Source organism: Bacillus infantis (assembly GCF_050107595.1).
GTDB classification, from domain to species: Bacteria; Bacillota; Bacilli; order Bacillales; family Cytobacillaceae; genus Bacillus_AB; species Bacillus_AB infantis_C.
This window is the reverse complement of sequence record NZ_JBNILH010000004.1, coordinates 149,478-171,322: the sequence shown is the minus strand read 5'-3', so window position 1 is coordinate 171,322 and position 21,845 is coordinate 149,478. Positions and strand designations below refer to the sequence as shown.

The following is a 21,845-nucleotide window of genomic DNA, read 5'->3' as shown; positions in this document are numbered from 1 at the left end:
AAGGTCAGGTTTTTTATTTGCCGCCAAACGGAATATTTTTCCTATCTTCACCACTAAGCCGTTTTAGTGGATTGTTGGGCGAGGCTTTGCTAAAAATAAGGAAGCTGAACTTATCTTAGAAATCATTTACATAGCAAAAGGAGTTTTCAAAATGAAGATTGTTGCACCGAAACCATTTACCTTTGAAGGCGGGAAAAGGGCTGTCCTGCTTTTGCACGGCTTTACAGGCAATACTGCGGATGTAAGAATGCTTGGACGCTTTTTGCAGACCAAGGGATATACTTGCCATGCACCACAGTATAAGGGCCACGGGGTGCCGCCGGAGGAGCTGGTCCATACCGGGCCTGAGGACTGGTGGAAGGATGTTATGGAAGGCTATGAGCTGCTGAAGGGCCAGGGCTATGATGAGATTGCTGTTGCCGGGCTTTCGCTGGGCGGGGTATTTTCCTTGAAATTAGGTTACACTGTTCCTATAAAGGGTATCGTTCCAATGTGTGCACCAATGTATATTAAGAGCGAGGAAGTCATGTATCAGGGCATCCTTCACTATGCCAGCGAATATAAGAGGCTTGAAGGCAAATCCCCTGAGCAGATTGAACAGGAAATGGCTGAATTCAGGAAAACTCCGATGGAGACACTTAAAGCGCTGCAGGAGCTGATCGCCGATGTGAGGAATCATGTGGATATGATTTATTCCCCAACTTTTGTGGCGCAGGCACGCCATGATGCCATGATCAATACCGACAGTGCCAACATCATCTTCAGCGAAGTGGAGAATGATAATAAAAAACTGAAATGGTATGAAGAGTCCGGTCATGTCATCACATTGGACAAGGAAAAGGATCAGCTGCATGAGGATGTATATCAGTTCCTGGAATCGCTGGATTGGACTGTTTAAATCCTTTATATAGGAGGGATAGCATAGATGGAAAATAATATTAAGCAAATCGTGGATAAGCTTCTCCACTTTATGAAAGATGAAGCATATAAGCCTTTGACCGTCCAGGAGATGGAGGAGGCATTCGGAATTGAGGATTCTTCCGATTTTAAAGACTTTGTGAAGGCCCTTGTGGTCATGGAGCAGAAAGGCCTTGTTGTCCGGACGCGGAGCAACCGCTACGGCCTGCCGGATAAAATGAATCTGATTAAAGGTAAACTGTCCGGCCATGCGAAAGGCTTTGCTTTTGTCATTCCTGAAGAGCCCGGCCTTGATGATATCTTCATACCGCCGAATGAGACGAATAATGCCATGCACGGCGATATTGTCCTTGCGAGAGTTTCTTCTGAGTCTTCGGGACAGAGGCGTGAAGGGACCGTCGTCAGGATTCTTGAGCGCGGCGTTCAGCAGATAGTCGGGACATATGTTGAAAGCAAGAATTTCGGCTTTGTGCTTCCTGATGACAAAAAGTTCGCCAGCGATATTTTTATCCCGAAATCTGCCTCCAAAGGTGCCATAGAAGGGCACAAGGTTGTTGTCAAGCTGACGACGTATCCGGAAGGGCGCAAGAGCGCCGAAGGGGAAGTCATTGAGATTCTCGGCCATAAAAATGATCCGGGCGTCGATATTCTATCTGTTATCCACAAACACGGGCTGCCGATGGAATTCCCGAAAGAAGTGCTGGAGCAGGCGAATGATACACCTGACAGCATTGATGAAAGTGAAATCAAAAACCGGCGCGACCTGCGCGATCAAACTATTGTGACTATTGATGGCGCTGATGCGAAGGATTTGGATGACGCGGTTACTGTCACGAAGCTTGAAAACGGAAACTATAAGCTCGGAGTACATATTGCCGATGTGACATATTATGTGCGCGAGAATACTCCGATTGATCAGGAAGCAGAGGAACGGGCGACAAGTGTATACTTGGTGGACCGGGTCATCCCGATGATCCCGCACAGATTATCCAATGGCATCTGCTCCCTAAATCCGCAGGTTGACCGCCTTACCCTTTCCTGTGAGATGGAAATGGACAGCTCCGGTGAAGTGGTCAATCATGAAATCTTCCAGAGTGTCATTAAAACGACAGAGCGTATGACTTATCATGACGTTAACAAGATCTTGACCGATAAAGACGAAGAGCTGATGAAGCGCTATGAGCCGCTTGTCCCGATGTTCCAGCTTATGGAGGAGCTGGCGGCGGTGCTCCGCAAGAAACGGATGGGCCGCGGCGCCATCGACTTTGATTTTAAAGAGTCAAAGGTTCTTGTTGATGAAGAAGGAAAGCCAAGTGATGTCGTACTCCGCGAACGTTCTGTGGCAGAGCGCCTCATCGAGGAATTTATGCTTGCAGCCAATGAAACGGTCGCCGAGCATTTCCACTGGATGGATGTTCCATTCATCTACCGTATCCACGAGGATCCGAAGGAAGATAAGCTGAGAAGATTCTTCGAGTTTATTACAAACTTCGGTTACATTGTAAAAGGCACGGCCAACTCCGTGCATCCTCGCGCCCTCCAGGAAATCATTGAAGAGGTGCAGGGAACACCTGAGGAAATGGTAATTTCAACCGTCATGCTGCGCTCGATGCAGCAGGCGAAATATGATCCTGAGAGCCTCGGCCACTTTGGGCTGTCGACTGAGTTCTATACTCATTTCACATCCCCGATCCGCCGTTATCCGGACCTGGTTGTCCACAGGCTCATCCGCACCTATCTGATTGAAGGCGATTTAAGCCAGGCAACAAGAGAGCGGATGAATTCAAGGCTTCCTGATATTGCCGAGCATTCCTCCAATATGGAGCGCCGCGCGGTCGAAGCTGAAAGGGAAACAGATGAGCTGAAGAAAGCAGAATATATGGCTGATAAAATTGGCGAAGAATATGATGGCATCATCAGCTCAGTTACAAACTTCGGCATGTTCGTCGAATTGCCGAACACTATTGAAGGGCTGATTCATGTCAGCTATATGACAGATGATTATTACCGCTATGATGAGCGCCATTTCGCAATGATCGGCGAGAAGACCGGGAATGTGTTCCGCATTGGGGACGAAATTACGGTCCGCGTCATCAACGTTAACAAAGATGAGCGTTCCATTGATTTTGAAATTGTTGGCATGAAAGGTCCCCGCAAGCGTGATGACCGCGAGGCGCCAAGAGTATTCAAGACAGGCAGCACAGAGAAGAAACCGCGCAGGGGCAAAGCCGGCGAAGGCCCGAAAGGACGCGGCGGCAGCTCTAACGGCAAAAGCGGCGGACCTGGCCGAAAAGAGAAAAAGCATTTTGAAAATGCACCGAAAGCGAAGCGGAAGAAGAAGAAACGGTAAACAGCCGAAACCGGGAGAGCCATCCAATGTGGCTCTCCTTTCCGATATAGCGTCATGATTGTTGCAGGGAGAGATTTTTGGTAAAATCAGTGTAAGAGATAGAGGGGGAAGTCATATGCCAAAGGGAACGGGCAAGGTTATCGCCCAGAATAAAAAAGCGAATCACGACTATTTCATTGAAGAGACATATGAAGCGGGAATCGTCCTGCAAGGTACAGAAATAAAGGCAATCCGCGCAGGCAGGGTGCAGCTGAAGGATTCTTATGCCAGAATCATCAATGGCGAGATATTCCTCATCAACATGCATGTCAGCCCTTATGAGCAGGGAAACCGGTACAACCATGATCCGCTCAGGACAAGAAAGCTGCTGCTTCATAATAAAGAAATCAGCAAGCTGATCGGCGAAACAAAGGAAGCCGGCTACTCTATCGTACCGCTGAAGATGTATTTGAAAAATGGCTTTGCGAAAGTTTTGATCGGCCTGGCAAAGGGTAAAAAGAATTATGATAAACGTGAAACGCTGAAAAAGAAAGAAGCAGGCCGCGATATCGAGCGTGCGTTCCGTGAACGCCAGAAAATGTAAAGCCAAGACTTAACAATTGATATCCGTACTGTATATGATATAATAAGTATTGTAGCAGCGATGCTACCTGACTTACGCTCTTCTATTTCGAGCGCTCCTGGCGTCAAATCGTGTGGCAGAATAAGATTCGCACCGACTTCTCAGCGGAAATGATGCTTTATGCACATTACCCAATATGGGGACGTTACGGATTCGACAGGGATAGTTCGAGCTTAGGTTGCGAGTCGAGGGGATCGGCCTCGTTAAAACGTCAACGCCTATAACTGGCAAACAACAAAACAACTTCGCTCTAGCTGCCTAATAGCGCTAAGCGGTTCCTCCCTCCATCGTCCATGTGGTAGGGTAAGGGACTCACTCTAAGTGGACTACGCCGGATTCCGCCGTCTGAGGATGAAGGAAGAGAACAACCAGACTAGCTGCACGGACGCCTGTCAGCAGGCATAAGATGCAGCGAAACGCAAATATGCTGACTACACTCGTAGAAGCTTAAGTGGCGATGTTTCTGGACGTGGGTTCGACTCCCACCGTCTCCACCATACATACTTTGGTGGATTAAATCTTAAATTATAAAGCCTGAATTTTCCCGATGGAGGATTCAGGCTTTTTTATATGTAATATTCCCCGATGCCTTCTTCGAATCATAATATACGTTCCAATCTCCTTATAAAGGCCATCATAATTACAGCAGCCTTTCAGATTATTATATACTTAGCAGCAGTTGTTTTGAGTTTCTTATGGTGATGAAGCCGTTTTAAGATGAGCTGCCAGCTGATAAATCATTTCTATTTTGCTGGATTTATTGCTATTCTACAATAAAAGATAATCCAGGACGTGATAGATTGAATACTTTTGGGAACAACCTTGGAAAAAAGATAAAAGATCTAAGAGTTTCAAGGGGCCTCAAGCAAAGTGAACTGTCCGAAGGCATCTGCACACAGGCGCAGATCAGCAAGATTGAGCGGGGGGATATTATCCCGCTTTCTTCCACTCTTTATCTTATTGCCCGAAGGCTTGGAGTGGATATTTCCTATTTTTTCGGGATGAATGGGATTGCCAGCAATGAGTATGTTGAGGACGTGATGGAGCAGCTCTATGCTGCCAGGAAGGAACTCGATTATGATGCGCTCCGGAGAATTGTGTCTGTTGAAGAAAAGAATCCGCAGGTGCTGGAAAACTCTGAATACCACCAGGTGCTTCTTTGGAATAAAGGCATCTATACTTTTTATTTGGAAAATGATTTTGAGAAAAGTATTTCGATATTACAGGAAGCGATTGATCTAACTCATATAAATGCTTCGATCTGGACGGAATCAGAGCTTGAGATTTTTATCAGCATGGGTCTCCTTCATTATGATATTGAACAATACCAAGAGTGCTATGATTGTCTTGAAGAGTCTACACTCATTATTAATGATCTTCCGCAGCTTCAAAATAAGGATCTTAAAACAAAAGTACTTTATAATCAAGCACGATGTTTATGGAGTCTCCAAAAATATAATAAGGCGATAGAATGCTGTCATAAGGCTATTGATTGGTGTGTAAAAGAAAATAGACTTCGTTTTCTGGCGCAAATTTATATTTATGTAAGTGAAAGCTACGAGGGATTAAGAGAATACAGCCAGGCAATCTACTATTTTGAAATGAGCCTTTCTAATTTTAAAGCTCAAAAAGATTATAGATATGTTTCTTATATTGAAGGCAAGATTGAGGAAATGAAAGAATTAGCTAAGCATTCACAATAGAAAAAAAGACCTGCCTTCCCGGCAGGTCCTCTTCAACTATGAGCGCAATCCCCTATTCCAAACCTCTGCTTTAGCCAGCGCAATCTGGTCTTCCTTTACCTCGCCGGGCTTGACGCCTGCGCCGATGATATAGTCGGCGAATTCCATGCCGACAAATTCAAAAATGTATTCGAATTGCTGGATGAGCGGCAGTCCCTTGATTTTTGCGCTTGTGCCGCCTGTTACGGCTACATAAGCTTTTTTCCTGGCAAGCTCTTCTTTTAAATTGAAGCGTTCGTCGCGAAGGTATTGGGACCATCTGTCAAAAAAGTCTTTCATCGGGCCGCTCATACCGTACCAGTACAAGGGAGTAGCAAACAGGATGACATCATGGCTGAAGATCAGCTCGATCAATTCATCATAATCATCATGAATCGGATCAAAGCCGCCTTCAGCATGGCGCTGGTCGCGGATTGCTTCAATATGCATATCAGCCAGGTGTACGATAGTATGGTCTGTTCCTTCGAGGATCTTTCCTGCCAGATATTCGGAATTGCCATTTTTGCGGGTGCTTCCCAGCAAACATAAAGTTTTCATCATCACATGCTCCTTTACTGTTGTTCTTTTATGCTTAAGTGTAACACGGAAATACGCAGTTTTCGAAGGAAAGCAAGTTTGAGGATAAGCAGAACTGTTTTGTATATAATGAGGGCAGGAGGATGATGAGCATGGCAGATATGATAAAAACAGAAAGAGAATTCAGAGAAATAATAGGAAGCGGGGAAACAGTGACAGTGAAGTTCTTTGCCGGCTGGTGCCCGGACTGCAAAAGGATGGATATGTTCATGCCGAGCGTGCTTGAGGAATTTCCGCAGTTTCCTTTGTATGAGCTGAACAAGGACGAACTGCCTGATTTGGCTGCTGAATATAATGTGATGGGCATTCCAAGCCTGCTGGTATTCAAGAACGGTGAAAAGCTTGGACATCTTCACAGCGCGAATGCGAAGACACCAGAACAGGTATCAGAATACCTTGGTGAGTATTACAGCAAATAAGCAGATATAAGCCGGGAGGACTGCTCCTGGCTTTTTATTTTTTGAAAAGAGAACTGAAAATTGAAGCTGGCGGCTAAAAATGCTATGTTTGGAAAACGGGGAATCAGGGTAGGTAATAGAGTTAATGGAGAGTGATGGTTAAATTTTCCTGAGGACATGTGCCACACACAGCTTAAATAAGGCAATAATATAAAGGATGTTTATACATAAAGATTAAGCAGGACCGATGAAAAGGAGAGAAGCCATGATAGAGTTTGAGGGTGTGACAAAAGAGTACCCGGGCGGAACGAGGGCGGTAGAGTCCCTGGATTTTACTATAAAGAAAGGGGAATTCTTCGTACTGATCGGGCCAAGCGGATGCGGGAAGACAACGACGCTCAAGATGATCAACCGGCTGATTGATCTCACGAAGGGAACGATCAGGATAGAGGGGAAAAGGATCAGTGAGTATGATATCCATGAATTACGATGGAGCATTGGCTATGTGCTGCAGTCAATCGCGCTCTTTCCGCATATGACGATCGAAGAAAATATCGCTATTGTCCCGGAATTGAAAAAATGGGAGCGGGAGAAGATCCGCAAGCGGGCGGCAGAGCTGCTGGCTATGGTCGGGCTCGAGCCGGAGGTATATTTGACGAGGAAGCCGAGCGAGCTTTCCGGCGGGCAGCAGCAGAGGATCGGTGTTATCCGTGCCCTTGCAGCCGACCCTGAAATCATTTTGATGGACGAGCCCTTCAGTGCACTTGACCCTTTAAGCAGGGAAAAGCTGCAGGACGATCTTCTTGATCTGCAGCGCAATATTAAGAAGACGATCGTGTTTGTGACGCATGATATGCAGGAAGCTCTTAAACTGGGAGATAGAATTTGCGTCATGAAGGAAGGGAAGATTGTGCAGCTGGCTTCTCCTGAGGAGATCATTGCAAATCCGGCAGATGACTTTGTGCGTGAATTTGTCGGTGCGCAGGCTGGAGCCGGCCGCGAGATTACGGCTGAAAAAATGATGACAGCCGGATATGCCGAAAGTGTGTCTGCTGAAGCGGTCGCGGCTTCGGCCAGTTTAAAGGAAGTGCTGGAACTGCTGACTGACAGGGAAGAGATACCTGTTGAAAAAGACGGGACCATCGTCGGTTCAATCAGCCGCAGGGAAGCCATCAGGCATGTGGCGGGAAGCTTAGGAGAAAGGGGGGCTCTAAATGAATGATTTGGCCGGTGTTTTTAAAGAGAGGCAATCAGAGCTTTTCAGTGCACTCATTGAACATATACAAATCTCATTTATTGCGCTTTTCTTCGCTGTCCTGATTTCAATCCCGCTCGGAATTTATCTGACGCGGCATAAAAGAGCAGCTGAGGCAGTCATCGGCGTTACAGCGGTGCTGCAGACCATTCCTTCCCTCGCCTTGCTCGGGCTCCTTATCCCGCTGTTCGGGATCGGGAAAGTGCCTGCAAGCATCGCGCTGATCGTCTATGCGCTTCTGCCGATCCTGAGGAATACGTACACAGGCATAAAAGAAGTGGAGCCTTCGCTTATTGAAGCAGCAAGGGCCATGGGGATGAACAGCTGGAAACGGCTTGTTAAAGTAGAATTGCCTCTATCCATGCCAGTGATCATGGCAGGTATCAGGACGGCAATGGTCCTGATCGTCGGGACAGCAACTCTCGCAGCTTTGATCGGTGCAGGAGGCCTTGGGGATATCATCCTTCTCGGGATTGACCGGAACAATACATCCCTCATTGTACTGGGGGCAATCCCGGCAGCGCTGCTGGCCATATTATTTGACCTGCTGCTGAGAAGGTTCGAAAAGATTTCATTCAAAAAATCCCTGATCCCGCTGGGGGCGATTGCCCTTGCAGCCATTGTCATCATGGTTCTGCCGTTTGTTTCAGGCAAAGGAGAAAAAGATCTCGTGATTGCCGGAAAGCTTGGCTCTGAACCGGAAATCCTGATCAATATGTACAAAATCCTCATTGAAGAGGAGACTGATATGAGTATTGAATTGCAGCCTGGGCTTGGCAAGACCTCTTTTGTGTTCAACGCGCTCCGTTCAGGTGATATTGATATATATCCTGAGTTCACAGGAACAGCTATTTCGGAATTTTTAAAAGAAACGGCAGTGAGTACAGACCGGCAGGAAGTGTATGAGCAGGCCAGGGACGGTCTATCAGAAGAGTTTGAAATGGAGATGCTGGAGCCGATGGATTATAACAATACATATGCCCTGGCTGTCCCGGAAGAGCTGGCCGCACAATATGGACTTGAAACGATCTCAGATGTAAAAGCAGTGCAGCAGAATATCAAGCCGGGCTTTACGCTGGAGTTTTCCGACAGGGAAGATGGCTACCGGGGTATTCAAAAGCTTTACGGCATAGAGTTTCCCAATGTGAAAACAATGGAGCCTAAGCTCCGCTATAGTGCCGTTGAAACAGGCGATATCAATATGGTGGATGCCTATTCGACGGACAGTGAGCTGGAAGCCTATAACCTGAGGGTGCTTGAAGATGATAAAAATCTGTTCCCGCCTTACCAGGGTGCTCCGCTTTTAAGACAGGAGACGCTTGAAGATCATCCGGAAATCGCGGATGCTTTGAACAAGCTGGCAGGAAAAATTACAGACGACCAGATGCGGGAAATGAACTATAAAGTCAATGTTGATGGAATGAGTGCTGAAGATACAGCCAGGGAATTCCTGAAAAATGAAGGGCTTATAGAGTAGCGGTATACTGAATCAGGTGACCGGCAGCCCCGCGGGTTCCGTTTAAAAGCGTTTAAAATGCCTGTATACGGGAATAGACTATTAAGTGCTACTTAATCAGAAACACTAGTCTCACTTTACAAATCTCACAGGAGGTGGTTAGAGTGGCACAGGATGTATTATGTGAAGTAGTCAATTGCAAGTTTAACCGCAACGGCAGGAAATGCGGGGCGGACGAGATTTTTGTCGGGGCGATCACCGGAAAGAAAGCGAGCACCAATGAAGAAACCGACTGTAAAACTTTTGAGCCTGAATAAGCAATACGGCAGCCTTGGATGAAGGCTGCCGCTACATAATGGCCTGCCGGACAAAAGTCCAGGCAGGTTTTTTCTGGTTGAAACTTAACAATTCCATCTTCCGGTTTATATTCTTTTTCTTTCCGGGTTATGGTACCATTAAAGCAAAAAATTAACCTGGTGAATATAATGAACTCAGATATTTTCAGCTATATCGTTCTGATCTCTGTATCCGGAGTCCTGACAAGCATTTTGGGCATGTATGCCTTCGCTAAAAGAAAAACCTTTTCTGCCGGCAATATCTTTGTCTGGATTGCGGTGACCTCGGCTATCTATATATTCGGGCATGCATTTGAGCTGACTGCTGATTCGCTGGCAGAGATCAAGTTCTGGATCGCCTTTCAGTATGCGGGCCTGCCCTTTATTTCCCCTATCACATTAGTCATGGTCATGAGATTCACCGGTTTGGACAGATATTTGACCCGCCTTAATCTCATTATTTTTTATACCATTCCTTTCATCAGCATGGTAATGGTGCTGACAAATGATTGGCATGGACTTTTTTACACCCAATATTATCTGCATCAAGAGGGAACATATCTGCTTGTGGATATGGATGCGGGCTTTTGGTATGTGATTCATGGCAGCTTTACATTCGGCAGCCTTTTTGCAGGGGCATGTATGGTTGTATGGTATTGGAAGAGGGCCGGATTCGCCTACAGAAGGCAGCTTATCACTATGTTCGCGGGACTGACTATTCCCATGACAGCCTCTTTCCTTTATTTAATGGGGTATTCCCCTTACGGCATGGATCCTGTTCCAATGGTGATGTGCTTGACATCCTTTTTATATTTGCGCTCCTTTTTCATGGACAGGCTGACAGCTGCGCCAATCGCTAAGGAGCGGGTCTTTGAAAGCATGAGGGATGGTGTTCTCATTTTTGCCCAGGATGATGGACTTGTGGACTATAACCCGGCCGCAAAGGAAATGCTGCCAGGGCTTGATTCCACCCTAATCGGTGAAAATATAAAGGTGGTTCTCCAGACAGCTGCCGGGTATAGAGGGGCCGGGGGTGCTGGCGGCAGCTATTCAGGAATCCATAAATTTGAGGCTGAGGCAGAAGTTTATCTCCAGATTCATTCTTTCCCGATAAAAAAAGGCAGCGGCGAATTAGCCGGTACTACGGTGATCCTCAGCAATATCACCAAGGAAGTACAGCTAAGGCAGGAACTGGAGGAGCTTGCTTTTAAAGATGGGCTGACAGGCATTTATAACCGGACATACTTCATTGAGCAGAGCGGCAGGCTTCTTCAGGAAGCGGAAGCTGCCGGGGAAACCATGTCAGTCATTTTATTTGATATCGATTTCTTTAAGAATATCAATGATAAGTATGGACACCTGCAGGGCGATGAGGCGCTTCGGCATATAGCGCGGGTCAGCGGACGCCTGCTGGGCGGGGATTCGATTTTTGCCCGCTATGGAGGCGAGGAATTTGTCATTTGCCTTCCTGGTGCCGATCTAGAGGCAGCGGCTGATAAGGCGGAAAAAATCAGGGCCGGAATTGAAGAGGAGCTTCTGTCTGTTGAAACGGGAATGATTTCACTGACGGCGAGCTTTGGGGCGGCAGAAGCAGCCCCGGGAATGACACTCGAACGCCTGCTTCACAATGCAAATACTGCTTTATATCAATCAAAATATGGAGGCAGAAACAGAGTCACATGCTGTGAATCACCTGTTTCCGTATCATAGCCTGGCTGCCTGGATGGCAGCTTTTTTGGATTATAAGCCGGGACTGAAATTGCGGTAAACGTGCTGGATTCCAACATGGAAGAGCTGGCTGATGGTATTTAATTTGAAAATAAATGGCGTGGCGTGCAGATGAGGTAATGGCTGGTGAAAAATAGCCTGTTTAGCAGGGCAGATATTCAATCGGTAGAATAATTGGCCGATTCGGTAGAATCCTTGCCCAATTTGGTAGAATATATGCTCAATTGGTGAAATTAAAGTCGGATTTGGTAGAATCCTTGTCCGTTTGATTAAAAAACAATATAGAAGCTGGCAGAATATGTGCTGTGTTGTTAAATCGCTGCTTAATTCACTAAGAAACCACTGAAAGTTGAATTCTGCGCCAAGTTCAAACAGTCGATATTTCATACAAATTTGAAAAACTGTGTCATTTATGTATACAATTAAATAGGGATGAGTAAAAAGTTGGACAAACATAAAGGAGGGAAGGCTGCAAAGAATCATTGCTATGGGATTTCATTTTTTTTGTATCAGCCCTATTTTGGGCAGGCAGCTTTGGCGGCCCCGACCGCATATGCTGCTGAGTATTTGGGAACGGCGAAAGCCTGCTCAACACATTGATTTGCTGAAACCGCGATATTATGGCCAAATTCCTCAGCGCCATATAAAGCAAATCAATTTTTCAGGAATCTACCTGTCTTTGAAATTCCCGCATATATCTGCATCTGCCATTGGCAGAACTCTTGTCTAATACCATTTGCAAATTCAATCGTATATGCCTGGCTGCTTATGAAGCTGCTACAGCCTGTTTTTTTTCTGTGCGTTCATTCAAGCTGCCTGTTTTGGGCATGTTAATCTCAGCAACACTACATAATGAAAGAGGCGTTGATTATTGATTACGTTTAAGCATGTAGGAAAGAAATATCCGGATGGCTTTGTCGCTCTCAAGGATATCGACTTCCATATAGAAGAAGGAGAATTGGTTGCTCTGATCGGGCCAAGCGGCTGCGGAAAGACGACAACCATGAAAATGATCAACCGGCTTATTGAGCCATCAAGCGGCCAGATACTGATTAATGGAGAAGATATTTCTAAAAAAGATCCTGTGAAGCTTCGCAGGGATATCGGCTACGTTATCCAGCAGATCGGACTGCTTCCCCATATGACCATTGAAGATAATATTACACTTGTTCCAAGGCTGAAAGGCTGGGAAAAGGAGCAGTACTCAGAAAAAGTGGATGAATTGCTGGAGCTTGTCGGCCTGGATCCGAAAGAGTACCGGACCCGGTTCCCGGGCGAGCTATCGGGCGGCCAGCAGCAGCGTGTCGGCGTTATCCGCGCTCTGGCGGCCGAGCCTCCGATTATCCTCATGGATGAGCCCTTCAGTGCGCTGGATCCAATCAGCCGTGAGCAGCTGCAGGATGAGCTGGTCAAGCTGCAGGAAACCATCAAGAAGACCATTGTGTTTGTGACCCACGATATGGATGAGGCCATTAAGATCGCCGACCGGATTGCCATTTTAAAAGACGGCGAGATCATCCAGTTCGATACGCCGGAAAGAATTCTCCGTTATCCAAAGAATGAATTTGTCAAAGGCTTCATTGGCGAAGACCGCCTGAATGACGCTGAGAACGGGCAGCCTGCAGCGGCTGACCTGATGCTCAGGAAGGTTATTACTGCCCGTCCCGGCAGAGGTCTGGCACAGGCATTGAAAACAATGAAGACATATAAGGTTGACTCACTTTTTGTGGTGAATGGCCAGAATGAGCTCCTCGGCATCGCAACCATTGATGATGTCGAAAAATATTACGCCGAGGAGGAAAAGACACTTGGCGATATTATGAGTGCGGACTATCAGTCAGTGCTTGTTGATGCACCTTATAATGAGGTTGCTGAGCTGTTTGCGAAAGGATCCCTTTACATTCCCGTCCTTGAGGAAGGAAAGCTGGCCGGTCTGATCACAAGGTCTACGATGATGAGAGGCCTGGCAGGGATGAAAATTTCATCACCGGCTGAAAGGGGCGCTTTAAATGAATGATAATTTCTTTGTACTCGTTGTTGATATTTTTAAAAATAGATGGCCTGAAATTCTGGAAGCCCTCCAGCAGCATTTATTTCTGTCGGTTGTTTCCATTGTGATAGCAGCGGCCATATCCCTGCCTTTAGGCATATTTATTTCACGGAGGAAGAAGCTGGCTGAGCCGGTCATCGGCGTTACATCCATCTTCCAGACGATACCGAGCCTTGCGCTGTTCGGATTCTTGCTGCCTTTGTTCGGAATCGGCAATGTAACAGCGATCATTGCCTTAACTGTGTATGCTTTGCTGCCTCTTTTAAGAAATACATATACAGGCATCAACGGTGTAGACCAGTCTGCCGTTGAGGCAGGACGCGGCATGGGGATGACAAGCAACCAGATCCTCAGGATGATTGAGCTTCCCCTTGCATTGCCGATCATCATGGCAGGCCTGCGGACAGCGGCCGTTCTGACAATCGGGGTGGCGACCCTTGCCGCTTTCATTGGGGCAGGCGGCCTTGGGGACCTGATTTACAGAGGCCTGTCCACAGCCCGAAATGAGCTCGTGCTTGCAGGTGCGATACCGGCAGCCGTCCTTGCGATTGTCATTGATTTAATTCTGAAAAGAATTGAAATTGCCACCGACCCGCGCAGAGGCAGGAAGGTGAACTGGAAAAGGATTTCTTTATTCCTCATTCCTATTGCTGCACTGGCATTGTTCTTTGGACTCAGGGGAGGCAATGAGGAAGATACCATCGTCCTTGGCGGAAAAAGATGGACAGAGCAATATATTCTCCCTCATATCCTTTCTGAATATATCAAAGATCAGACAGATTATGATGTAAGGGTGCAGGAAGGGCTCGGCGATACTCCGATCCTGACCCAGGCCCTCAGAAAAGGCGATATTGATATGTATGTGGATTATACGGGGACAGGTCTCCTGACGATCATGAAGGAATCTTATAACCCGGAGGACAGCCCCGAGGATATTTATAAGAAGGTAAAGGAAGGCTACAGCGAAGAATACCAGCTGGAGTGGATGGAGCCTTTAGGATTCCAGAACACATACGCCCTTGCAGTCAACCAGGAAACCGACAGTGAGTATGGTGCTGAAAAAATTTCCGACCTTTCTCCTGTGTCCTCGGAGCTCCGATTCGGGGGTCCTGCTGATTTTTACGAACGCGAGGACGGTTTCACTGCTTTCACAGAGACATATAATCTCGATTTCAGCGAAAAGCGGACATTGGATGCGAATCTGATGTACTCCGCTGTACAGGAAGGGGAAGTGGATGCCATCCCTGCCTTTACAACAGACGGGCGGATTGTCCGCTTTGGCCTGAAGGTGCTTGAAGATGATAAGCAATTCTTCCCGCCATACTATGCAGCACCGATCATCCGCCAGGAAACACTCCAGAAATATCCGGAGCTCGAAGAAGTCATCAACAGGCTTGGCGGCCAGATCTCCGAAGAAGAAATGGCTGAAATGAATGCCAGAGTCGATCTCGACAAAGAAAACCCGCGCGAAGTAGCAATCGACTTCCTGAAAAAGAAAAACTTAATTGACTAAGCAAATAACAGAAAGCAGGGGTACGGAATAATCTCATTCCGTACCCTTTTTTTATTTAGCTAAGTGTTTTAATAACCATGGTGTATAGCAGTATTAAACTTCAAAAAACCTGTTGATTGGAGTGGAAGGCACGTAGACTCCTCATAAAATGCATGCGCATTTTTCTCGTGCGAAGGAATGTCGGTGAAGCGGATTCAACGTCCTGCGGGAAAGTAGCGGCAGAGCTGAGACCCCGCAACGCGTAAGCGTGAGGAGGCTCAGCGCCGCCCCGCGGAAAGCGAAGTGCCTGCAACGGAAATCAACACCCCATTAATAAGCAAGAAAAAAGAAATGGTCTATAAAGGAATGCTCATAGGGAGGGCACTTTTTATTGAAAACCTTCCCCTTGACAGAAAAATACAATTAAGATAAATTAGTTAAAGTATTGAATTATTAAAGGATAGAACTTTATAGCGGAAGAGGTGAATAATGCATGCCGCATGAGAATATAAAAGACTTAGTGGACCGGTACATATCCGTCTCCTTCTCAGTAAACAAGACGGGTGAGAACCTGGTGAAGTGCCAGCTCGGGAATGACCTGACGAATGACCAGCATTATACACTCAGATACATCCACCATTCAGAGAACTGCACGTCAACGGAGTTGGCTGAGGTGTTTGATGTCAAAAAAAGTGCAATCACTGCCATCATTACCAGGCTGTTTGAAAAGGGCCTGATTGAACGGACACGTGACGAAAAGGACCGCAGGGTCGTTTACTTGACGCTTTCTGAAAAAGGCAGGGAGCTTTTTTCAGAAACGGAAGAGCGGATCAGCAAACTGGTTGAATCTTTTATCAAAAAATTTGACCTGCAGGAGATAGAGCAGTTCATCACAACCTATGAGAAACTGAACAGTATTCTGCTTGAAATTAAAGAACAACAGGTGGAGGAATAGGCGTGTATACAATAATTAAGAGAAAATGGTTTGTCATTATTGCGTGGATTGCAGTCATTGCCGGATTGTTTTTGCTGGCCCCGAATATGGCTGATCTTGTCCGTGAAAAAGGACAGGTGGATGTGCCGGAGGAGTATTCCTCCAAGCTGGCCGGCCAGATCATGGATGAAGTGCAGAAGCAGGAAGGCGGAGGCGATGAGACCTCTGTTGCCCTTGTTTTTCATGATGATAAAAAGCTGTCGGCAGACCAGATAAAAGAAGCTGAGGAAGCCATCAATAATCTGGAAGCAAATAAAGAGGAGCTTGGGATTACACAAATTCTCTCCCATTTTACAGAAGAAAGCCTGAAAGACCAGCTTGTTTCCGATGATGGAAAATCGATTCTAGCATCATTGAGCATCAGCTGGAACGGCCGCGAAGCAGGCGAGCTGAGCGATGCCCTGTATGAAACCATTGAAGATGCGGATGTTGACCATTATTATACGAGCAACTGGATGATCAATGAAGATCTGACCACCAGCTCTGAGGAAGGCCTGAAGAAAACAGAGGGGATTACCGTGGTGTTTATCCTCGTTGTCCTGTTCCTGGTATTCAGGTCTATCGTGGCGCCGGTCATTCCGCTGCTGACGGTTGGATTTTCTTATCTGGCTTCACAATCAATTGTATCCATCCTGGTGGATAAAGTGGATTTCCCGATTTCCAACTATACGCAGATCTTCCTGGTTGCCGTTCTCTTCGGTATCGGGACTGATTACTGCATCCTGCTGCTGAGCCGCTTTAAAGAAGAATTGGCTCACAGCGAATCAACGGGAGATGCGATTGTTGCCACATACAAGAATGCCGGCCGCACCGTATTCTTCAGCGGATTGGCGGTCATGATCGGCTTTGCAGCCATCGGATTCTCCCAGTTTAAGCTGTATCAGTCAGCCTCAGCTGTTGCTGTCGGGGTGGCACTGCTGCTGATCGCCCTGTTCACAGTGGTTCCATTCTTTATGGCTGTGCTCGGCCAAAAGATCTTCTGGCCATCAAAAAGTACCGCTGAACATGGTGAAAGTAAGCTTTGGGGTACAGTCGGGCGCTTTTCTCTTGCCCGCCCATTCATCGCACTATTGATTGTTGCGGCAGTCTGTGTGCCGTTCCTTGTGGTGTATGACGGAGATCTTTCTTATAACTCCCTTGAGGAAATCAGCGGGGATGTACCGTCCATCAAGGCATTTGATGCCATCAGCGGCAGCTTTGGCCCTGGTGAATCAATGCCAACGCAAATTGTGCTTCAGAATGATGAGCGGATGGATTCTGCCGAATATATCGCCCTTGCAGAAAAAATCAGCCAGGAGCTGGAAAAAGTGGACCTGGTCGATACTGTCCGGTCTGTAACAAGGCCGACAGGTGAGCCTATTGAAGATTTCTTTGTCTCCAAGCAGGCGGAAAGCCTTGAAGATGGCCTAGGAGAAGGAAAAGACGGACTTGACCAGATCAGCGACGGGCTTCAGGAAGCAGGAAGCGAGCTGTCAAAATCAGAGCCGGAGCTTGATCAGGCTGTTTCTGGCATCGGAACTTTGATATCAGGAACAGGCGAAATCCAGAACGGCCTATCAGAAATTGAAAACAATCTGGCAAAAATTGAAGATGGCCTCCGCCAGGGAACAGCTGGATCCACTGAGCTGAAAAAGGGGCTGGAGGAAACAAAGGCGGGGGCGGAAGAGCTTCTTGCCAATTATAATAAATTGCTTGGCGGTTATAAGGAAGCAGCAACTGGAGTAAGTGGCCTGCAAGACCAATACACAAAAATCGGTAAAGGATTAAACAGCCTTTCAGATGCCTTGGCAGGCATTACTCCAGATGATTTTTCTGTATTGGAAGACAATTATCAAGGTATAGCTGAAAACGATTCCTACAAAAAAATTAAAGGAACTGTTCAGAATGTACAGGCAAATATTAAACCACTGGCAGAAGGCTTGTCACAGCTTAATGGCGGGCTGGCAGGCGTGAAGTCTGGACTTAACAAGGCAAATGACGGATTCAGCCGGGCTCTCGGCGGCCAGCAGAATTTGGCCGGCGGACTTCAGAAAATCATCACCGGCATCGAGCAGCAGCAGGCCGGCCTCGAACAGCTGGCAGACGGCCAGGGCCAGATTGTCAATGGATTCCCGCAGCTGTCAAACGGACTTGCAGGGGTCAATGATGGCCAGAAGCAGCTCCTGGACGGCTTCGGCAGCCTCGGCGGCCAGCTGGGCGAGCTGACAGACGGCCTCAATCAGAGTGTGGATGGGCTGAATCAGGTATCAGACGGACTGGGCTCCGCACAGGACTATCTGTCCGGACTGTCGCAGTCAGATTCACTGAATGCTTTCTATCTGCCGGAAGAGGTCCTGGAAAGCGACGATTTCGACCAGGCGGTAGATGCGTATATGTCGAAAGACCGCAAAGTCATGACACTGGATGTCATTTTTGAAGCAAATCCGTATTCAAATGAAGCCATCAATCAGGTTCCTGAAATCAAGGATGCCGTGGAGAGGGCGACAAAAGATACAAAGCTTGAAAATGCGAAACTTGCATTGGGCGGGATTACAAGTACGAATGCAGATCTTGATGAGATGTCAGGCAAGGATTATTCCCGCACAGTCGTGCTGATGCTCGTCGGTATTTCTATCATTCTTGTATTCCTGTTCCGTTCTATCATTATGCCAGTCTATATTATCGGGTCATTGATCCTGACGTATTATACTTCCATGGCGATGAACGAAGTAATCTTCGTGGATATTCTCGGCTATACAGGCATCAGCTGGGCTGTGCCGTTCTTCGGTTTCGTCATTCTTGTCGCGCTCGGGGTGGATTACAGCATCTTCCTTATGGACCGCTTCAATGAATATAAAGACCTTTCGGTAGCAGATGCGATGCTGATGGCGATGAAAAAGATGGGAACTGTCATCATCTCGGCCGTTGTCATCCTTGGCGGTACATTCGCGGCGATGATGCCATCCGGCATGCTGTCATTGCTGCAGATTGCTTCGATCATACTGGTCGGACTCCTGCTGTATGCGTTCATCATCCTGCCGCTGTTTATCCCGGTCATGGTGAAAAACTTCGGCCAGGCAAACTGGTGGCCATTTAGAAGGGGAACAAATGAATAAAAGGCTTTAAGCCGCGGAAACACCGTCCTGCTTAACAGGGCGGTGTTTCTTTATGAACTTCATGACTTTTCTGATGGCTTGAAAATTTTCCTTTTACACTGCAAAAAAGCCACTCATAAAATATGAGTGACTTATGGACCGTGCTTAGATTTTAAACTTATCTACTGTCCCCTTTAACTCCTCGGCCATCTGTGCCAATGCCTGGGAAGATGAATGGATTTCTTCCATTGAGGCAAGCTGTTCCTCTGTTGATGCCGCCGCTTCTTCCGAGCTTGCCGCGTTTTCCTGGGCCATCATAGAAACTTCCATAGCCGCATTCGTTGCTTCCTCTATATTGGCGGAGATCTGCTGGACAGTGGCAGTAACTTGTTCAATCAGCGGTGTGATATTTTGGGTGCTGGTTAATATTTCAGCAAATTTGTCAGAGGTCTGCTCTGATACTTTGACGCCTTCTTCAGCATTGGAAACTGCTTCATCCATGATTTTTACTGATTCTTCTGTGTCCTCCTGGATCAAAGCGATCAGCTCAGCAATACTCTTTGTCGATGCCTGGGATTGTTCGGCCAGCTTGCGCACTTCATCAGCTACCACGGCAAATCCTTTCCCATGCTCCCCCGCTCTTGCTGCTTCAATGGCCGCATTTAAAGCCAGAAGATTTGTCTGATCGGCAATCCCGCTGATCACATCGGAGATTGAACCTATCTCTTTTGAGCGGTTGGACAAGGAAGAAATCACTTGATTGGACCTTTTGATCGAATGATGAATGGATTTCATCTGTCCTAAGTTTTCAGAAACCTGTTTGCCCCCTTCTTCTGCCTCTTTAGTCGTCTTTCTTGAAAGCTCGGCTACATGGGCTGTGCTTTCCGAGATATGTAAGATGCCCTGCAGCACTTCATTCAAGGATTTTGAATTATTTTCCAGATTTGCTGTAGTTGCTTCAGCTCCGCCGGCAATCTCCTGGATGGCAGATGAAACAGTTTCGCTGGCGATGGATGATTGTTCCGCGCTCGCATTCAACTGCTCTGCCGATGCGGCAACCAAATCTGAATTAACGGCAATAGAGCTGATCATATCCTTCAGGTTACTTGTCATTTGTTCAAAGGATTGATTTAAATGATAAACCTCGTCTTTGCTTTTCAGCTGTAATGCATCCACGTTGAGGTTTCCGCCAGCCACTTGCTTTGCTAAGCCTCCTAATTTGACAATAGGGCGCGAAATGAAAATGGATATGACAACGCCGCTTGCTATGGCGATGGCTGTGGCGAGAACACTCAGTAAAAGCAAGGTCAGCCTGGCTTGGTGTGATTGGTCCTGTGTTTCTTTGAATCTGGCATCCAGGATGTCATTCTTCAGCCAGTCATGCATTGAAAGCGTACTTTCTGTCAGACGATCACTGATCGGGACAATCAGCTTTAAGCCATCGGCAATTGCTTTCTCTTTATCGGCACTGCTTTCGTCCATGATTTGGTTAGCCAATTCTTCAAACTTTTTATTAGCTGTCTGGATGTCATTCAGGCGTTCATCCGTTTCCGGCAGGGTGGCCAGCTCTTTACCTTTTTCAATAGATGCATTAATTCGATCGTTTGCCTCATTCATTGAATCTCTGTAGCGTTCACTGTTTTCATCGTATAACATAAAGGCACGGTAATAGCCTGACTGGAGGGCAGCGTCTGTCTGGATGGATTGTGTCACGGCCCTTAGTTCAGCAACAACTTCAACTACATAATCATACGATTCATTGGAGTCTTTCATGTTCTGGTATGAAATAAAGGAAGCAATGCCAAAAATGATGGATACAATTAGGAAGCTTCCTATTAATTTCTGTTTGATTGATAACTTCATGATGCAAATTCCTCTTTCCCTTTTATTTTAACAAATTCGCCAATTTATTATCGGCATATAATTTTGAGTGTTTAGTCTTTCGAAAATCATGGCTTAAAATTATTGAAGCAGCCTTTTCGCGGGATTTACCATGAGAAGGCAAGTGTTAAATAAAAGCATGAGCCGGGGACCTGGATTTCAAAAAATATGGTTAAAAGACTGGAAATAAAGTCCTCTCCCCTTTATACTGTGTATATAGATATAAACAGTATAACAGTGGGAGGAATCAAAATTGAATGAATGGAAAGAAGCAATGTGGCTCGTTAAATTCGAACTGGGCAAATCAGCAAGAGGTTTTATACAGCTAATACTCAATACTGTCCTGTTTCTTGGGGTAACCGTTTTAGCTTTTTCGCTCGGTATTGGCAAAACTGCCATTGTGGATTTTATGTTTATGATTTTATTCGGATTCTCGGCGGCCTGGTCGAGGACAAAAGACTTCCAATCTCAAAAGGTGCAAAGAGATGTATGGGCCTCCCCTTATTTCATGACGCTGAGCCAGCTGCCGATTGGGAAAGGGATTTTGGTGAAAAGCCGTTTTTTGACTTATTTTATGACCGTTATCCCAGCGCAGCTGATTTTTATGATTCTGCTGTACAGCTTTAGTCCAAGTCTGAACAGTGAGCTGGGAATGGGCGGATTTGCTGCCTTTTCGCTTATGTGGCTTGCTTTCAGCATTTTCTTTGGACTGTCTTTCCCGGCAATCGAAGCTGGCGATATGATCAATCGCACCCGCATGGTCATTTACAGCATTATGCTGTATGGCGGAGGAATTGCAGCTGTCATCCTTTTCAATACCTACAGCAGCGGCCTTGTCGGCTGGACGATTATGGCCGCGGGGAAATGGCCGCTATTAACTTCGTTGCTGGCAATAGCAGCAGCGGCGGCCTGTACGCTCTTCTATAAAAAATACATGCTGAAGAAAATGGCAACAATCGACTATCTGTCATAGA

The 21,845-nt window shown here is 46.6% G+C and carries 16 protein-coding genes and 1 other RNA gene; 15 read left to right on the top strand and 2 right to left on the bottom strand.

Translation table 11 applies throughout. The features are described from left to right. Nucleotides 1–151 precede the first annotated feature (151 nt). The 5 genes from ACQCVH_RS10155 to ACQCVH_RS10135 all read left to right on the top strand — a co-directional run bounded on the left by ACQCVH_RS10155 (nucleotide 152) and on the right by ACQCVH_RS10135 (nucleotide 5,593). Complete coding sequence (locus ACQCVH_RS10155) at nucleotides 152–898, top strand: alpha/beta hydrolase (RefSeq protein ID WP_426835568.1); 747 nt, start codon at nucleotides 152–154, stop codon at nucleotides 896–898. Nucleotides 899–925: 27 nt separating this feature from the next. Continuing rightward, complete coding sequence (rnr, locus tag ACQCVH_RS10150; protein ID WP_426835567.1) at nucleotides 926–3,268, top strand: ribonuclease R; 2,343 nt, start codon at nucleotides 926–928, stop codon at nucleotides 3,266–3,268. Nucleotides 3,269–3,383: 115 nt separating this feature from the next. Continuing rightward, nucleotides 3,384–3,851: an SsrA-binding protein SmpB gene (gene smpB / locus ACQCVH_RS10145; RefSeq protein WP_426835566.1), complete on the top strand. Its 468-nt coding sequence runs from the start codon at nucleotides 3,384–3,386 to the stop codon at nucleotides 3,849–3,851. 177 nt (nucleotides 3,852–4,028) lie between these two features. Next, nucleotides 4,029–4,387, top strand: a transfer-messenger RNA (tmRNA) gene (gene ssrA, locus ACQCVH_RS10140). 303 nt (nucleotides 4,388–4,690) lie between these two features. After that, complete coding sequence (locus ACQCVH_RS10135) at nucleotides 4,691–5,593, top strand: helix-turn-helix domain-containing protein (RefSeq protein ID WP_426835565.1); 903 nt, start codon at nucleotides 4,691–4,693, stop codon at nucleotides 5,591–5,593. Nucleotides 5,594–5,629: 36 nt separating this feature from the next. Here ACQCVH_RS10135 and ACQCVH_RS10130 read toward each other — a convergent pair whose 3' ends face one another. Next, nucleotides 5,630–6,169 carry a flavodoxin family protein gene (locus tag ACQCVH_RS10130; protein ID WP_426835823.1) on the bottom strand — a complete coding sequence of 180 codons (540 nt, stop codon included), beginning with the start codon at nucleotides 6,167–6,169 and terminating at the stop codon, nucleotides 5,630–5,632. Between the two features lie 131 nt (nucleotides 6,170–6,300). On the opposite strand from ACQCVH_RS10130, the gene ACQCVH_RS10125 reads away from it, so the two are divergent. From ACQCVH_RS10125 to ACQCVH_RS10085, 9 genes are all read left to right on the top strand, one after another. Continuing rightward, complete coding sequence (locus ACQCVH_RS10125) at nucleotides 6,301–6,627, top strand: thioredoxin family protein (RefSeq protein WP_426835564.1); 327 nt, start codon at nucleotides 6,301–6,303, stop codon at nucleotides 6,625–6,627. Nucleotides 6,628–6,871: 244 nt separating this feature from the next. Beyond that, nucleotides 6,872–7,828: an osmoprotectant update ABC transporter ATP-binding subunit OpuFA gene (opuFA, locus tag ACQCVH_RS10120; protein WP_426835563.1), complete on the top strand. Its 957-nt coding sequence runs from the start codon at nucleotides 6,872–6,874 to the stop codon at nucleotides 7,826–7,828. Further along, a complete protein-coding gene (opuFB, locus tag ACQCVH_RS10115; RefSeq protein WP_426835562.1) occupies nucleotides 7,821–9,338 on the top strand; it encodes an osmoprotectant update ABC transporter permease/substrate-binding subunit OpuFB in 1,518 nt (505 codons plus the stop codon). Before opuFA ends, opuFB begins: the two co-directional genes overlap by 8 nt. Nucleotides 9,339–9,481: 143 nt before the next feature. Further along, nucleotides 9,482–9,634: a DUF1540 domain-containing protein gene (locus ACQCVH_RS10110; RefSeq protein WP_224902431.1), complete on the top strand. Its 153-nt coding sequence runs from the start codon at nucleotides 9,482–9,484 to the stop codon at nucleotides 9,632–9,634. Nucleotides 9,635–9,802: 168 nt separating this feature from the next. After that, nucleotides 9,803–11,362 (top strand): histidine kinase N-terminal 7TM domain-containing diguanylate cyclase, encoded by a 1,560-nt coding sequence (locus ACQCVH_RS10105; protein WP_426835561.1) that lies wholly within the window; start codon nucleotides 9,803–9,805, stop codon nucleotides 11,360–11,362. Between the two features lie 889 nt (nucleotides 11,363–12,251). After that, nucleotides 12,252–13,397, top strand: a complete 1,146-nt coding sequence (locus tag ACQCVH_RS10100; protein ID WP_426835560.1) for an ABC transporter ATP-binding protein — start codon at nucleotides 12,252–12,254, stop codon at nucleotides 13,395–13,397. Continuing rightward, the gene (locus ACQCVH_RS10095) at nucleotides 13,390–14,943 is read left to right on the top strand and encodes a glycine betaine ABC transporter substrate-binding protein (protein ID WP_426835559.1); all 1,554 of its coding nucleotides are present in this window, start codon (nucleotides 13,390–13,392) and stop codon (nucleotides 14,941–14,943) included. Before ACQCVH_RS10100 ends, ACQCVH_RS10095 begins: the two co-directional genes overlap by 8 nt. 472 nt (nucleotides 14,944–15,415) lie before the next feature. Beyond that, entirely contained in the window at nucleotides 15,416–15,877 is a 462-nt protein-coding gene (locus ACQCVH_RS10090; RefSeq protein WP_426835558.1) for a MarR family winged helix-turn-helix transcriptional regulator, read from the top strand. A gap of 2 nt (nucleotides 15,878–15,879) precedes the next feature. Next, on the top strand, nucleotides 15,880–19,011 hold the full coding sequence (locus tag ACQCVH_RS10085; RefSeq protein WP_426835557.1) for an MMPL family transporter: 3,132 nt from the start codon (nucleotides 15,880–15,882) through the stop codon (nucleotides 19,009–19,011). Nucleotides 19,012–19,155: 144 nt separating this feature from the next. On the opposite strand, the gene ACQCVH_RS10080 is transcribed toward ACQCVH_RS10085, so the two are convergent. After that, complete coding sequence (locus tag ACQCVH_RS10080; RefSeq protein WP_426835556.1) at nucleotides 19,156–20,853, bottom strand: methyl-accepting chemotaxis protein; 1,698 nt, start codon at nucleotides 20,851–20,853, stop codon at nucleotides 19,156–19,158. Between the two features lie 271 nt (nucleotides 20,854–21,124). Here ACQCVH_RS10080 and ACQCVH_RS10075 point away from each other — a divergent pair, with 271 nt between their 5' ends. Then, complete coding sequence (locus tag ACQCVH_RS10075; protein WP_426835555.1) at nucleotides 21,125–21,844, top strand: hypothetical protein; 720 nt, start codon at nucleotides 21,125–21,127, stop codon at nucleotides 21,842–21,844. Nucleotide 21,845: the final 1 nt, after the last annotated feature.

What these genes read in the sequence shown, in the direction of transcription:
- opuFB (WP_426835562.1), top strand. Translation starts at nt 7,821, where the DNA reads ATGAATGATTTGGCCGGTGTTTTTAAAGAGAGGCAATCAGAGCTTTTC.
- ACQCVH_RS10125 (WP_426835564.1), top strand. Translation starts at nt 6,301, where the DNA reads ATGGCAGATATGATAAAAACAGAAAGAGAATTCAGAGAAATAATAGGA.
- smpB (WP_426835566.1), top strand. Translation starts at nt 3,384, where the DNA reads ATGCCAAAGGGAACGGGCAAGGTTATCGCCCAGAATAAAAAAGCGAAT.
- rnr (WP_426835567.1), top strand. Translation starts at nt 926, where the DNA reads ATGGAAAATAATATTAAGCAAATCGTGGATAAGCTTCTCCACTTTATG.
- ACQCVH_RS10090 (WP_426835558.1), top strand. Translation starts at nt 15,416, where the DNA reads ATGCCGCATGAGAATATAAAAGACTTAGTGGACCGGTACATATCCGTC.
- ACQCVH_RS10105 (WP_426835561.1), top strand. Translation starts at nt 9,803, where the DNA reads ATGAACTCAGATATTTTCAGCTATATCGTTCTGATCTCTGTATCCGGA.
- ACQCVH_RS10095 (WP_426835559.1), top strand. Translation starts at nt 13,390, where the DNA reads ATGAATGATAATTTCTTTGTACTCGTTGTTGATATTTTTAAAAATAGA.
- ACQCVH_RS10080 (WP_426835556.1), bottom strand. Translation starts at nt 20,853, where the DNA reads ATGAAGTTATCAATCAAACAGAAATTAATAGGAAGCTTCCTAATTGTA.
- opuFA (WP_426835563.1), top strand. Translation starts at nt 6,872, where the DNA reads ATGATAGAGTTTGAGGGTGTGACAAAAGAGTACCCGGGCGGAACGAGG.
- ACQCVH_RS10155 (WP_426835568.1), top strand. Translation starts at nt 152, where the DNA reads ATGAAGATTGTTGCACCGAAACCATTTACCTTTGAAGGCGGGAAAAGG.
- ACQCVH_RS10130 (WP_426835823.1), bottom strand. Translation starts at nt 6,169, where the DNA reads ATGAAAACTTTATGTTTGCTGGGAAGCACCCGCAAAAATGGCAATTCC.